Origin of the sequence: Pseudomonas sp. NY15437 (assembly GCF_048068435.1) — a bacterium.
Classification (GTDB): domain Bacteria; phylum Pseudomonadota; class Gammaproteobacteria; order Pseudomonadales; family Pseudomonadaceae; genus Pseudomonas; species Pseudomonas nitroreducens_B.
Window position 1 is genome coordinate 243,935 of the sequence record NZ_JBLUQC010000005.1, and the last position, 14,197, is coordinate 258,131.

The window sequence follows — 14,197 nt, forward strand, 5'->3', positions numbered from 1 at the left end:
AAACAGCCGGGGTATCGCCAGCGCCTGCGCCCGCCGGTTGCCCTTGCGGCGTGCCGGGCTGCCCAGGCTCAGCGTGGGGCGCGGAGCAGGAACCGCAACTCCTCGTAGAGCATCTCGAAGTCCTCTGCGCGCGCATCCTGGCCGTAGCGTTTCTTCAGGCCGTATTCGGTCAGCGTGATTTCGTGCTCGGCCTTCACGCCGTGGCGCGCCAGGCAGTGCTGCACGCAGTGCAGGTGGCAGCCGTCCACGGCGACGATCGTGCGGCCTGAACAGGCCGTCTTCACCAGCGCCGGCACGTCGCCGCCGACTCCCGCGATGCAGGACATCTCCGCCAGGCCGTCACGGTCCAGGCGCAGGGCGAGGTCGTTGGCCAGCTGCGCGAGGTTGGAGCAGCCGGAACAGGAGTACACAAGGGGCAGGGATAGCGAGGACGGCATGGGGACCTCCTGGGCGAGTCCCGCAGTGTCCTGCTGCGATGGCTTGGCGCGACATGATCTGAATCAAGTTGATGGGGCGACTTCCTGTTTGGGGAGGGCGAATAAAGCAGAACGCTGTATCCGCCGTCGCAGGTAGTTGGCGGATAACGCCTGTGGCGTTAGGCGCCTTGCGCATCTTCTCCCTTCGCCGCGGGGGCTGGGAGTTCGTGTAGGAGCGGGCCCTGCCCGCGATGCGCCGGCAGGGCCGGCGTTGGGCTAGGCACAGATGTGGCCGGGAGCAGCAGAATCGCCGCAGCGAATGCCACAGAGGGTGCCCGCTGCCATGGCGGCCCGGAGCGGGATTGTGGACGCGCGCCTTGTCCGTGGTCGCGGGCATGGCCCGCTCCTACAACGGAGGGCGCATTCAGGTTCGCGGGGGTACGCCGAGGAGCGTGGCGGTCAGACCAGGTGGTTCTCCACCGCCCACACCGCCGCTTCGACGCGCGAGCGCATGCCCAGCTTGTGCAGGACGCGCTTGACGTGGACCTTCACGGTGCCTTCGGTGATGTCGAGTTTGCGCGCGATCATCTTGTTGCTGTAGCCGTGGGCGAGTTGGCGGAGGATCTGCCGCTCGCGGTCGGTCAGCTCCTCGATACCCTTGGGGCGGTCGTCGCCGCGCAGCGCCTGGGCCAGCACCTGGGTCAACTGCGGGCTGATGGTGAGCTGGCCGGTGGCGGCCTGGCGGATGTGTTCCAGCAGGCGCTCGGGCTCCATGTCCTTGAGCAGATAACCGTCGGCGCCGGCGCGCAGCACGTAGATCACGTCGTTGCGGTCGTCGGAGACGGTGAACACCACGATGCGCGCGTCCTCGCCGTTCTCGCGCATGGCGCGCAGGGTGTCGAGGCCGGTCATGCCCTTCATGTTCAGGTCGAGGAGGATCATGTCCGGCTCCAGCTCCGCCGCCAGGCGCAGTGCTTCCTCGCCGCTGCCGGCTTCGCCCACCACTTCCAGGTCGTCCTCGAATTCCAGCAGCTGCACCACGCCCTTGCGCATCATCGGGTGGTCGTCGACGAGCAGGATGCGCGCGCGGTCATCGGTGGGGGTGGCCGTCATGGATGGGTCTCCGGGCGTTGCGACAGGGGTTTGTGGGTGAAGCGCACGCTGACGCGGGTGCCCTGCGGTTGGCGCGGGGCGATGTGGAAGGTGGCGTCCAGGGTCTGGCTGCGCTCCCGCATGATGCTAAGCCCATAGTGGCCATTGCGACTCTGCGCTGGGTCAAAGCCGACCCCATCATCGTCCACGGTGATGCACACCTGTTCCTGCGCATCCTCGAACAGGGTGACCCTGGCGTGGTGCGCCCGGGCGTGGCGCACCACGTTGGAGAGCGCCTCGCGGACGATCTGCAGGATGTGGATTTCCTCGTTGGGGTTGAGCGGGATATGCGCCAGGCGGTTGTCCAGTTCGATGGACAGGTCGCCGCGTTCGCCGAACTCTTCCACGGTATTCACCAGCGCCGCTTCCAGGCTGGATTGCTCCAGGCTCAGGCGGAAGGTGGTGAGCAGTTCGCGCAATTGGCGGTAGGCGCTGTTGAGCCCCTCGCGCAGTTCGTCGAGGGTCTCGTCGATCTTTTCGGCGGGCACGTCACGCTTGAGCAGGGTTGCCAGGCGGCTGACCTGGATCTTCAGGTACGACAGCGACTGCGCCAGCGAATCATGCAGCTCGCGGGCGATGGTGCTGCGCTCGGCGAACAGCGCCAGGCGGTTTTCCTGCTCCTGCTGCAGGGAGAGGGCGAAGCTGCGCGCGATGTTGTCGCAGAAGCCTTCGACGAACTGTTGCTGCCAGTCTTCCAGGTGGCCGTCGGTGGTCTCGATGAACAGCTCGCCGAAGCGGTGCTCGCCGATGGCCAGCGGCTGCATCAGCAGCGGGTTGATGCCGCGGATCGGGTTGTTGCAGTTCTCGGCCTGGGCGCGGCATTCGCCGCAATTGCCCTGCCGACAGAAGCTGCCGCTGAGGCCGTCGGTGGTCAGCGAGGAGTAGGCGCGCTCCACGCCGTCCTTGTTCAGGCACAGCGTCACCTTGCCGGCCTGCAGCACCCGTTCGAGCTGGTTCAGTAAAGGTTGCAGAGAGCGTTCGTCGTACGGGTCCTGGCCGAGGCGGCGGGCGCTGTCGTAGAGCAGTTCCAGGCGCTGGTGGCTGTTGGAGAGGTCGCGGGTCTTGTCCTCCACCCGTGCTTCCAGTTCGCGGTAGCTGGCCTGCAGCTCCGCGGCCATCTGGTTGAAGCGCTCGCCCAGCTGGCTCAGCTCGTCTTCGCCGCTGCTGCTGACCCGCGCGTCGAGGTCGCCTTCGCCCAGGCGGCGGGCGGTGCCGGTCAATTCCCGCAGCGGGCCGACCACGTGGTAGCTGAGGTCGTAGAGGCTGATGAACACCACCAGCAGGCTGAGGAACAGGCACAGGCCCTGCACCGTGCTGAGCATCTGCGAGCGGTATTCGGCGTTGCGCTGCAGGGTGCCGACGAAGCCGTCGATGTGTCCGACGAAGGTGTCCAGGGTGGCCAGAGCCGGGGCCTGGGAGAGGTCGAGGTTCTGCAGTTCCCTGCGCAGTTGTGCGTGCTGCTGGCGGATCGGCGCGTCGGCGTCGGCGCGGCGCAGCAGGCGGGTGATTTCGTCGTTGTCCAGGCGCGCGGCGAGGGTCGCTTGCAGAGCCTGGCGGTTGATGGTCGAGGGGTCCAGCGCCAGGCGATAGGTGAGCATGCGCAGCGAGCCGGCCTGGTTGATCACCGCCGCGTCCTGGTGCGAATAGTCGGCGAACAGCAGGGCGCTGAACATCCCGGCCAGGGCCAGCGACACCAGCAGGGTGAGGTAGCAGCCAAAGCGCACGACGAGGGATTTGCGCAGGGCAGGGCGTGCGGCGGGGGGACTACCCACAAAGAGTCGGTCGCTGGCGGAAGGCTCGGAAGAGTGCGCCGTCTTCATAAAAAATGCCTTTAATAACAATTAGTTAAGAATCTGTTTCGGTGATACCTCCGAGGAGGTAGCGGCGCGCATCTGCTCATGAATCGCCCGTTGGCTCATTGATGGCGATCAACAGAAGGCGCCCTGTCCTTACCTACCGTGCGAGCAAAGGCTGGTCAGGAAGTGAGCGTAGCCATGTTGTCCCACCGTCAGAAACAGTACTCCGTGCTCGGCATGAGCACACTGGCGTTCGCCGTGAACTTCGCGGTCTGGACGATGTTTTCGATCATCGGCATCCGCATCAAGGAGGAGCTGGGCCTGTCCGAGGCGCAGTTCGGCCTGATGGTGGCGCTGCCGATTCTTACCGGTTCGCTGGTGCGCCTGCCGCTGGGGCTGATCACCGACCGCTTCGGCGGCCGCATCGTGTTCTTCATCCACATGCTGCTGGTGGCCATCCCGATCTACGGCCTGGCCTTCGCCACACTGTACTGGCACTACCTGGTGCTCGGGCTGTTCGTCGGCCTCGCCGGCGGCTCCTTCGCCGTGGGCATCGCCTACACCTCCTCGTGGTTCGAGAAGGAGCGCCAGGGCACCGCCATGGGCATCTTCGGCGCCGGTAACGCGGGCGCGGCGATCACCAACCTGGTGGCGCCGATGATCGTGGTCGCCTTCGGCTGGCGCATGGTCCCGCAGATCTACTCGGTGGCCATGCTGGTGACCGCGCTGCTGTTCTGGTTCTGCACCTGGACGGACCCGGCCCACGCCCAGGGCGGCGAGGCAGACCCGAGCCGTCCGCGGCCGACCCTGGCCAAGCAGCTGGCGCCGCTGGGCGAACTGCGCGTGTGGCGCTTCGGCCTGTACTACTTCTTCGTCTTCGGCGGCTTCGTCGCCCTGGCCCTGTGGCTGCCCAAGTACTACATCGCCGAGTTCGGCCTGGACCTGCGCACCGCGTCCTTCATCACCATGCTGTTCACCCTGCCGTCGGGGCTGATCCGCGCCCTGGGCGGCTGGTTCAGCGACCACTACGGCGCCCGCTCGGTGAACTGGGGCGTGTTCTGGATCTGCCTGGTGTGCCTGTTCTTCCTGTCCTACCCGCCGACCACCATGACCATCCACGGCATCAAGGGCGACGTGAGCCTGAGCGTCGGCCTGAACGTCTGGCTGTTCACCTTCCTGGTGTTCGTCGTCGGCATCGCCCAGGGCTTCGGCAAGGCCAGCGTGTACCGGATCATCCACGACTACTACCCGCAGAACATGGGCACCGTCGGCGGCATGGTCGGGGTCATCGGCGGCCTCGGCGGCTTCTGCCTGCCGATCCTGTTCGGCTACGCCGCCGACCACATCGGCGTGCGCTCCTCCTGCTTCATGTTGCTGTTCGGCCTGACCGTGGTCTGCATGGTCTGGATGCACTACGCGATCAAGCAGCAGCAACGCCTCGACGGCCAGGCCCGCGCGGCCGACGTCGACGCCGCTTCCCTTCCTTCCAAATCCTGAGGTAGTGCCGTCATGGGCATGATCAACACCCAACTCAAAGCCGCCAGCGGTCCGCTGCTGATCGACTGGCGCCCCGAGGACCCCGAGTTCTGGGCGCACAGCGGCAAGCGCATCGCCGCGCGCAACCTGTGGATTTCCATCCCGGCGCTGCTGCTGGCGTTCTCCGTGTGGATGATCTGGAGCACCGTCACTGTGCGCCTGAACGCCGCTGGCTTCAGCTTCAGCAACGACCAGCTGTTCCTGCTCGCCGCGCTGCCGTCGATCTCGGGCGCCACCCTGCGGGTGTTCTACTCGTTCATGGTGCCGGTGTTCGGCGGTCGTCGCTGGACCGCGCTGTCCACCGCCTCGCTGCTGATTCCCTGCCTCTGGCTGGGCTTCGCCGTGCAGGACCCGACCACTCCATACTGGGTGTTCGCGACGATCGCGCTGCTGTGCGGCTTCGGCGGCGGCAACTTCGCCTCCAGCATGTCCAATATCAGCTTCTTCTATCCCAAGAACCAGCAGGGCACTGCCCTGGGCCTGAACGCAGGCCTGGGTAACCTGGGCGTCTCGGTGATGCAGTTCGCCGTACCGCTGGCCGTGGCCGGCGGCCTGTTCGGCGCCTTCGGCGGCGAGCCGCAGCAGCTGTCCGACGGCGGCCGCCTGTGGCTGCAGAACGCCGGCTGGATCTGGGTGCCCTTCATCGCCGTGGTGGCCATTGCCGCCTGGTTTGGCATGAACGACATCGCCGACGCCAAGGCCTCGTTCCGCGAGCAGTCGGTGATCTTCAAGCGCAAGCACAACTGGCTGATGTGCTGGCTGTACGTGGCCACCTTCGGCTCGTTCATCGGCTTCTCCGCCGGCTTCGCCATGCTCAGCAAGACCCAGTTCCCGGACATCAACCCGCTGCAGTACGCCTTCCTCGGCCCGCTGGTGGGTGCTCTGAGCCGGCCGCTGGGCGGCTGGCTGGCGGACAAGTTCGGCGGCGCGCGCATCACCCTGTGGAACTACGCGGCGATGATCGCTGGCGTGTTCGCGGTGATCAGCTTCCTGCCGGGCGCCAATGGCGCGGGCAGCTTCTTCGGCTTCCTCGGTTCGTTCATCGCGCTGTTCTTCTTCGCCGGCATCGGCAACGGCAGCACCTTCCGCATGATCCCGGTGATCTTCCGCAACGAGTGGAGCGCACGCCTGAAACAGGGCGGCTTCAGCGAAGCCCAGGCAACCCGCAACGCCAGCATGGAATCGGCCGCGGTGATCGGCTTCTCGGCCGCCATCGGTGCCTTCGGCGGCTTCTTCATTCCCAAGGCCTTCGGCACCTCGCTGCAGATGACCGGCAGCGCCGAAGGCGCCCTCTACGTGTTCGTCGCGTACTACCTGAGCTGCATCCTCGCCACCTGGTGGTGGTACGCGCGCAAGGGCGCGGAAAGCCCCTGTTGATTGCCGTGGCGGGTGCGCCTGCGTCCGCCACCGTTTCGCGAGCTTGATTAGCGTTTGAACGCCCGGCGCAGACCGGGTGAGGAGATACCGATGAGTTACCTGCTCGACCGCCTGCAATTCTTCAAGAAGAAGCAGGGTGAGTTCGCCGAGGGTCATGGCGAAGTCACCAACGAAAGCCGTGCCTGGGAAAACAGTTACCGCCAACGCTGGCAGCACGACAAGATCGTGCGCTCCACCCACGGGGTGAACTGCACCGGTTCGTGCTCCTGGAAGATCTACGTGAAGAATGGCCTGATCACCTGGGAAACTCAGCAGACCGACTACCCGCGGACCCGCCCGGACCTGCCCAATCACGAGCCGCGCGGCTGCCCCCGTGGTGCCAGCTACTCCTGGTACATGTACAGCGCCAACCGCCTGAAGTACCCCAAGGTGCGCAAGCCGCTGCTCAAGCTCTGGCGTGAAGCGCGCGCCGCCCACAACGACCCGGTGGACGCCTGGGCCAGCATCGTCGAGGACAAGGCCAAGGCGAAGAGCTACAAGAGCGAGCGCGGCCTGGGCGGCTTCATCCGCTCCAGCTGGAACGAAGTCACCGAGATAATAGCCGCCGCCAACGTCTACACCGCCAAGACCTATGGCCCGGATCGCATCATCGGCTTCTCGCCGATCCCGGCCATGTCCATGGTCAGCTACGCCGCCGGCGCCCGTTACCTGTCGCTGATCGGCGGCGTGTGCCTGTCCTTCTACGACTGGTACTGCGACCTGCCGCCCGCCAGCCCGCAAATCTGGGGCGAGCAGACCGACGTGCCGGAATCGGCCGACTGGTACAACTCCAGCTACATCATCGCCTGGGGCTCCAACGTCCCGCAGACCCGTACCCCCGACGCGCACTTCTTCACCGAAGTCCGCTACAAGGGCACCAAGACCGTGGCCGTCACCCCGGACTACTCCGAAGTGGCCAAGCTCACCGACCTCTGGCTCAACCCCAAGCAGGGCACCGACGCCGCGCTGGGCATGGCCTTCGGGCACGTCATCCTCAAGGAATTCCACCTCGAGAAACCCAGCGCCTACTTCGTCGACTACTGCCGCCAGTACACCGACATGCCGATGCTGGTGCTGCTCGAACCGCACGAAGGCGGCGTGCTCAAGCCGACCCGTTACCTGCGCGCCGCGGACCTGGCGGGCAATCTTGGCCAGGACAACAACCCCGAGTGGAAGACCATCGCCCTGGACGAACTCAGCGGCGAGCTGGTCTCGCCCACCGGCGCCATCGGCTACCGCTGGGGCGAGTCGGGCAAGTGGAACATCGAGGAAACCGAAGGCGGCGCGAAGCGTGAAACCCGCCTGGCGCTGACCCTCATCGATGGCCCGGAAAAGGCCTGTGACGTGGCCTTCCCGTACTTCGCCGGGCAGGAGCACCCGCACTTCAAGGGCGTGGACAACGACGAGGTCCTGGTGCGCCGCGTGCCCTTCCGCGAAGTGATCGGCGCCGACGGCCAGACCCTGCGCGTGGCCACCGTGTATGACCTGCAGATGGCCAACTACAGCGTCGACCGTGGCCTGGGTGGCCGCAACGTCGCGGCCTCCTACACCGACGCCGACGTGCCCTATACTCCGGCCTGGCAGGCCCGCATCACCGGCGTACCGGCGGCCCGCGCCATCCAGGTGGCCCGCGAGTTCGCCGACAGCGCCGACAAGACCCGCGGCAAGGCCATGGTCATCATCGGCGCCGCGATGAACCACTGGTACCACATGGACATGAACTACCGCGCGGTCATCAACATGCTGATGATGTGCGGCTGCATCGGCCAGAGCGGTGGCGGCTGGGCGCACTACGTCGGCCAGGAAAAGCTCCGCCCGCAGACCGGCTGGGTCCCGCTGGCCTTCGGCACCGACTGGAGCCGTCCGCCGCGGCAGATGAACGGCACCAGCTTCTTCTACCTGCACAGCTCGCAGTGGCGCCACGAGAAGATTTCCATGCACGAAGTCCTCTCGCCGCTGGCCGACACCCGGCAGTTCCCCGAGCACGCCCTGGACTACAACATCCGCGCCGAGCGCATGGGCTGGCTGCCGTCCGCCCCGCAGCTCAACCGCAACCCGCTGCGCCTCGCCGCCGACGCCGAACGCGCCGGCCTCCCGGTGCAGGACTACGTGGTCCGTGAACTCAAGGCCGGCAACCTGCGTATCGCCAGCGAAGCGCCGGACGATCCGCAGAACTTCCCGCGCAACATGTTCATCTGGCGCTCCAACCTGCTCGGCTCCTCGGGCAAGGGCCACGAGTACATGCTCAAGTACCTGCTGGGCGCGAAGAACGGCGTGATGAACGATGACCTCGGCAAGGCCGGCGGCCCCTGCCCGGGCGAAGTGGATTGGGTTGACGACGGCGCCGAAGGCAAGCTGGACCTGGTCACCACCCTGGACTTCCGCATGTCCTCCACCTGCATGTACTCGGACATCGTCCTGCCGACCGCGACCTGGTACGAGAAGGACGACCTCAACACCTCCGACATGCACCCCTTCATCCACCCGCTGTCGGCCGCCACCGACCCGGCCTGGGAAGCCAAGAGCGACTGGGAGATCTACAAGGCCATCGCCAGGAAGTTCTCGCAGGTTGCCGTCGGCCACCTGGGCGTGGAGAAGGACCTGGTCACCGTGCCGCTGCTGCACGACACCGCCAACGAACTCGCGCAACCCTTCGGCGGCAGCGACTGGAAGAAGGGCGAGTGCGAACCGCAGCCGGGCAAGACCATGCCGACCCTGCACGTGGTCGAGCGTGACTACCCGAACACCTACAAGAAGTTCACCTCCCTCGGCCCGCTGCTGGACAAGCTCGGCAACGGCGGCAAGGGCATCGGCTGGAACACCGACAAGGAAATCAAGCTGCTCGGCGAGCTGAACCACAAGGTCACCGAGCCGGGTGTCAGCGAAGGTCGTCCACGCATCGAGAGCGCTATCGACGCCGCCGAGGTGATCCTCGCCCTGGCGCCGGAAACCAACGGCCAGGTGGCGGTGAAGGCGTGGGAGGCGCTGTCGAAGTTCACCGGCCGCGACCACACCCACCTGGCGCTGCCCAAGGAAGAAGAGAAGATCCGCTTCCGCGACGTCCAGGCGCAGCCGCGCAAGATCATCTCCAGCCCCACCTGGTCGGGCCTGGAAGATGAGCACGTGAGCTACAACGCCGGCTACACCAACGTCCACGAGATGATCCCGTGGCGCACCCTCACCGGTCGCCAGCAGTTCTACCAGGATCACCCCTGGATGCAGGCCTTCGGCGAGGGCTTCGTCAGCTACCGGCCGCCGGTCAACACCCGCAGCACCGACAAGCTGTTCAACAAGAAGCCCAACGGCCACGCCGAGATCACCCTGAACTGGATCACCCCGCACCAGAAGTGGGGCATCCACTCCACCTACAGCGACAACCTGCTGATGCTCACCCTGTCGCGCGGTGGCCCGATCATCTGGATGAGCGAGCACGACGCGAAACGCGCCGGCATCGAGGACAACGACTGGGTCGAGGTCTTCAACGCCAACGGCGCCGCCACCTGCCGCGCGGTGGTCAGCCAGCGCGTGAAGGACGGCATGGTGATGATGTACCACGCCCAGGAACGCATCGTGAACCTGCCCGGCAGCGAGACCACCGGCACCCGTGGCGGCCACCACAACTCGGTGACCCGCGTGGTCCTGAAGCCCACCCACATGATCGGCGGCTACGCCCAGCAGGCGTGGGGCTTCAACTATTACGGCACGGTTGGCTGCAACCGCGACGAATTCGTCGTGGTGCGCAAGATGAACAAGGTCGACTGGCTCGACGAGCCGGAGCAGGGCGGGCTGGGCGGTGACGCCCTGCCGCAACCGCTGCCCCAGGACATTTGAGGAGTTCTGCCATGAAAATTCGTTCGCAAGTCGGCATGGTGCTGAACCTCGACAAATGCATCGGTTGCCATACCTGCTCCATCACCTGCAAGAACGTCTGGACCAGCCGCGAAGGCGTCGAGTACGCCTGGTTCAACAACGTCGAGACCAAGCCTGGCATCGGTTACCCGAAAGAGTGGGAGAACCAGGAGAAGTGGAAGGGCGGCTGGAAGCGTAACGCCGATGGCTCCATCGTTCCGCGCATCGGCGGCAAGTTCCGCGTGCTGGCGAACATCTTCGCCAACCCGGACCTGCCGGAAATCGATGACTACTACGAGCCCTTCGACTTCGACTACCAGCACCTGCACACTGCGCCCAAGGCCCAGCACCAGCCGGTCGCCCGGCCGCGCTCGCTGGTCTCCGGCCAGCGCATGCAGAAGATCGAGTGGGGCCCCAACTGGGAGGAGATCCTCGGCACCGAGTTCGCCAAGCGGCGCAAGGACAAGAACTTCGACCAGGTCCAGGCGGACATCTACGGCGAGTACGAAAACACTTTCATGATGTACCTGCCGCGCCTGTGCGAGCACTGCCTGAACCCGGCGTGCGTGGCCTCGTGCCCGAGCGGTGCGATCTACAAGCGCGAGGAAGACGGCATCGTCCTCATCGACCAGGACAAGTGCCGTGGCTGGCGCATGTGCATCAGCGGCTGCCCGTACAAGAAGATCTACTTCAACTGGAAGAGCGGCAAATCCGAGAAGTGCATCTTCTGCTACCCGCGCATCGAGGCCGGCCAGCCCACCGTCTGCTCGGAAACCTGCGTGGGCCGCATCCGCTACCTCGGCGTGCTGCTGTACGACGCCGACCGCATCCATGAAGTGGCCACCTGCGAGAACGAGCGCGAGCTGTACCAGAAGCAGCTGGAAATCTTCCTCGACCCGTTCGATCCGAAAGTGATCGAGCAGGCCCGCAGGGATGGGGTGCCGGACAGCGTCATCGAGTCCGCGCAGAAGTCACCGGTGTACAAGCTGGCCATGGACTGGAAGCTGGCCCTGCCGCTGCACCCGGAATACCGCACGCTGCCGATGGTCTGGTACGTGCCGCCGCTGTCGCCGATCCAGAACGCCGCCTCCGAAGGCCATATCGGCAGCGACGGGGTGATCCCGGACGTCGATTCCCTGCGTATTCCCGTGCAGTACCTGGCCAACCTGCTCACCGCAGGTGACACCGCGCCGGTGCTGCTGGCCCTCAAGCGCCTGCTGGCGATGCGCGCCTACAAGCGTGCCGAACACGTGGAAGGCAAGCAGGACCTGGAGGTGCTGGCGAAGGTCGGCCTGACCGTCAACCAGGTGGAGGAGATGTACCGCTACCTGGCGATCGCCAACTACGAAGACCGCTTCGTCATCCCCAGCGCGCACCGTGAAGAGGCGCTGTCGGATGCCTTTGCCGAGCGTTCGGGGTGCGGCTTCAGCTTCGGCAACGGTTGCTCCGGCAACTCCGGCGTGAACCTGTTCGGCGGCAAGGCCGTGGACCGGCGCAACGTCATCCAGACCGTGCAGATACAGGAGTGACAGCGATGGGAATCTCCCTTGAGAGTCATAGCCAACTGCTCAAGCTCAGCGCGCTGCTGCTGGACTACCCGCGCATCGAACTGCGCGAGGAAAGCCTGGCGCTGCACGCCCTGATCCGCACCGGCGACCTCTCGGAAAGACAGCGCGACGGCCTTGCCGCGCTGCTCAACGAACTGTGCCAGGGCGACATCCTCGACGTGCAGGCCCGCTACGACGGCCTGTTCGAGCGTGGCCGCTCGGTCTCGCTGCTGCTGTTCGAACACGTGCACGGCGAATCCCGCGACCGTGGCCAGGCGATGGTCGATCTGATGGACCGATACACCCAGGCGGGCCTGGTGATCGACGTCAACGAGCTGCCGGACTACCTGCCGCTGTACCTGGAGTTCCTCGCCCTGCAGGACGCCGAGTCGGCCCGCGCGGGCCTTGCCGAAGTCGCCCACATCCTCGCGCTGATCGCCCTGCGCCTGGAAGAGCGCGGCAGCAGCTACGCGGCGGTGTTCAACAGCCTGCTGGAGCTGTCCGGCGAGCAGCCCGACCTCGGCGCACTCAAGCGCGACCGCGAGCAGGAAGTGCGCGACGACAGTCTGGAAGCCATCGACAAGGCCTGGGAGGAAACCCCGGTGAGCTTTAGCGAGCCCGCCGTCGGTTGTCCGTCCACCAGCGCCCGGCGGATCTCCTCGGCCGCCGAACAACCCATGCAGTGGGTCGCCCAGCCGGTGCCGCAAATGCAGTACCGGGCGGCCAGAGAAGGAGTCTGATCATGTCCCTCGATCTTCTAGCGTTCGGGATCTACCCCTACGTCGCGCTCGCCATCTGCCTGATCGGCAGCTGGGCGCGCTTCGACCTCGCGCAATACACCTGGAAAGCCGGCTCCAGCCAGATGCTGAGCAAGAAGGGCATGCGGGTCTACAGCAACCTGTTCCACATCGGTGTGCTGTTCATCCTCGCCGGCCACTTCGTCGGCCTGCTGACCCCGCACGCGGTCTACGAGCACCTGATCAGCACCGAGCAGAAGCAACTCTTGGCGATGGTCTCCGGCGGCTTCTTCGGCATCCTCTGCTTCATCGGCCTCACCGGCCTGATCCTGCGCCGCCTGACCGATGCGCGCGTGCGCGCCACCGGCAACGCCTCGGACCTGATGATCCTGCTGGTCCTCTATGCGCAGCTGATCCTCGGCCTGTCCACCATCGTCGCCTCCACCCATCACCTGGACGGCTCGGTGATGGTCATGCTGGCCAACTGGGCGCAGTCCATCGTCACCTTCCAGCCGCTCGCCGCCGCCGAAGCCATCGCGCCGGTCTCGCTGGTCTACAAGCTGCACGTGACCCTCGGCCTGACGCTGTTCGTGCTGTTCCCCTTCACCCGCCTGGTGCACATCGTCAGCGCCCCGGTGTGGTACTTCGGCCGCCGCTACCAGGTGGTCCGCACCAAGCGGCGCGCTGCGTGATGAAGCGGCGGATGGCGCTCGCGCGTCGTCCGCCCCACCTGAAGCTCTTCCCCCTCTCCCTTCAGGGAGAGGGCCGGGGAGAGGGTTACCGGAGGTAAGCGAAATGAGTTGCTCCCACTACGAAACCAAGGTCGAACACGTCGATCTGCCCGCCATCTCCGTCAACGGCGTCGCCATCGTCGAGGACGAACTGGCCCGCGAGCTGCAGTACCACCCGGCCGCCAGCCACGCCGAAGCCCTGTACTCCGCCTGCCGCGCGCTGGTGGTACGCCAGCTGCTGGTGCAACGCGCCGACGCGCTGGGCCTTGCAGCCGACGCGGAAGAGGGCGAGGCGCTGGAAGAAGCACGCATCCGCGCCCTGATCGACCGTGAAGTCGGCGTCCCCGAAGCCGACGAGGCCAGCTGCCGCCAATGGTACGAAGCGAACCCCGCGCGCCTTGCTTCACCCTGGCGCATGCGCCTGCGCCACGTGTTGCTGGGCTGCGCACCGGACGACCTGGAAGGCCGCGCATCGGCGCGCAAACAGGCCGAAGAACTGCTGGCCGAATTGCGCGAACACCCCGCGCGCTTCGCCGAGAAGGCCATGCGCTTCTCCGACTGCCCGTCCAAGGACGACGGCGGCGAACTGGGCTGGATCGAGCCGGGGCAGACCGTCCCCGAGTTCGAGAAACGCCTGCTGCAACAGCCCCCCGGCCTGCTCGGCCATCCGCTGGAAAGTCGCTACGGCCTGCACGTGGTCGAACTCATCGAGCGCGAGGGCGGCGAGCCGCTGGACTTCGCCCAGGCGCATCCGCGTATCGCCGCCTACCTGCGCGCGCAGGTGCTGCAGCGTGCGGTCAGCCAGTACATCAGCGTGCTGGCCGGCGAGGCGCGGATCGATGGCTTCGTCTTCGATGGTGCGGAGAGCCCGCTGGTGCAATAGAGCGAGAGCCCCTCTCCCAGAAGAGAGAGGGAGCTGCCCGTGCCGGCTGACACCAGGGTTTTATCCTGCACCGAACGAGTCCCCTCTCCCTTCAGGGAGAGGGTTAGGGAGAGGGATCGCCCAACTCTGATCTG

General features: G+C 66.0%; 10 protein-coding genes. 7 read left to right on the top strand and 3 right to left on the bottom strand.

Translation table 11 applies throughout. The features are described 5' to 3' along the window. Positions 1–68: 68 nt before the first annotated feature. The 3 genes from ACNFIA_RS14400 to ACNFIA_RS14410 all read right to left on the bottom strand — a co-directional run bounded on the left by ACNFIA_RS14400 (position 69) and on the right by ACNFIA_RS14410 (position 3,388). Entirely contained in the window at positions 69–437 is a 369-nt protein-coding gene (locus ACNFIA_RS14400; RefSeq protein WP_416785847.1) for a putative zinc-binding protein, read from the bottom strand. A gap of 438 nt (positions 438–875) precedes the next feature. Further along, entirely contained in the window at positions 876–1,529 is a 654-nt protein-coding gene (gene narL / locus ACNFIA_RS14405) for a two-component system response regulator NarL (protein WP_416785850.1), read from the bottom strand. Continuing rightward, positions 1,526–3,388: a histidine kinase gene (locus ACNFIA_RS14410; protein WP_416785853.1), complete on the bottom strand. Its 1,863-nt coding sequence runs from the start codon at positions 3,386–3,388 to the stop codon at positions 1,526–1,528. The genes narL and ACNFIA_RS14410 overlap by 4 nt, the downstream gene beginning before the upstream one ends. Positions 3,389–3,562: 174 nt before the next feature. Here ACNFIA_RS14410 and ACNFIA_RS14415 point away from each other — a divergent pair, with 174 nt between their 5' ends. The 7 genes from ACNFIA_RS14415 to ACNFIA_RS14445 all read left to right on the top strand — a co-directional run bounded on the left by ACNFIA_RS14415 (position 3,563) and on the right by ACNFIA_RS14445 (position 14,063). Then, positions 3,563–4,861 (top strand): nitrate/nitrite transporter, encoded by a 1,299-nt coding sequence (locus tag ACNFIA_RS14415; RefSeq protein ID WP_416785855.1) that lies wholly within the window; start codon positions 3,563–3,565, stop codon positions 4,859–4,861. A 12-nt stretch (positions 4,862–4,873) separates the two neighbouring features. Then, positions 4,874–6,277 carry a NarK family nitrate/nitrite MFS transporter gene (locus ACNFIA_RS14420; RefSeq protein WP_416785857.1) on the top strand — a complete coding sequence of 468 codons (1,404 nt, stop codon included), beginning with the start codon at positions 4,874–4,876 and terminating at the stop codon, positions 6,275–6,277. A 90-nt stretch (positions 6,278–6,367) separates the two neighbouring features. Next, positions 6,368–10,147, top strand: coding sequence for a nitrate reductase subunit alpha (locus tag ACNFIA_RS14425; RefSeq protein WP_416785860.1), 3,780 nt, complete (start codon positions 6,368–6,370; stop codon positions 10,145–10,147). Positions 10,148–10,158: 11 nt separating this feature from the next. Beyond that, positions 10,159–11,694 carry a nitrate reductase subunit beta gene (narH, locus tag ACNFIA_RS14430; RefSeq protein WP_416785862.1) on the top strand — a complete coding sequence of 512 codons (1,536 nt, stop codon included), beginning with the start codon at positions 10,159–10,161 and terminating at the stop codon, positions 11,692–11,694. A gap of 5 nt (positions 11,695–11,699) precedes the next feature. Continuing rightward, the gene (gene narJ / locus ACNFIA_RS14435) at positions 11,700–12,452 is read left to right on the top strand and encodes a nitrate reductase molybdenum cofactor assembly chaperone (protein WP_416785864.1); all 753 of its coding nucleotides are present in this window, start codon (positions 11,700–11,702) and stop codon (positions 12,450–12,452) included. Positions 12,453–12,454: 2 nt separating this feature from the next. Further along, on the top strand, positions 12,455–13,141 hold the full coding sequence (narI, locus tag ACNFIA_RS14440; protein WP_416785867.1) for a respiratory nitrate reductase subunit gamma: 687 nt from the start codon (positions 12,455–12,457) through the stop codon (positions 13,139–13,141). 103 nt (positions 13,142–13,244) lie between these two features. Next, the gene (locus ACNFIA_RS14445; RefSeq protein WP_416785869.1) at positions 13,245–14,063 is read left to right on the top strand and encodes a peptidylprolyl isomerase; all 819 of its coding nucleotides are present in this window, start codon (positions 13,245–13,247) and stop codon (positions 14,061–14,063) included. Positions 14,064–14,197: the final 134 nt, after the last annotated feature.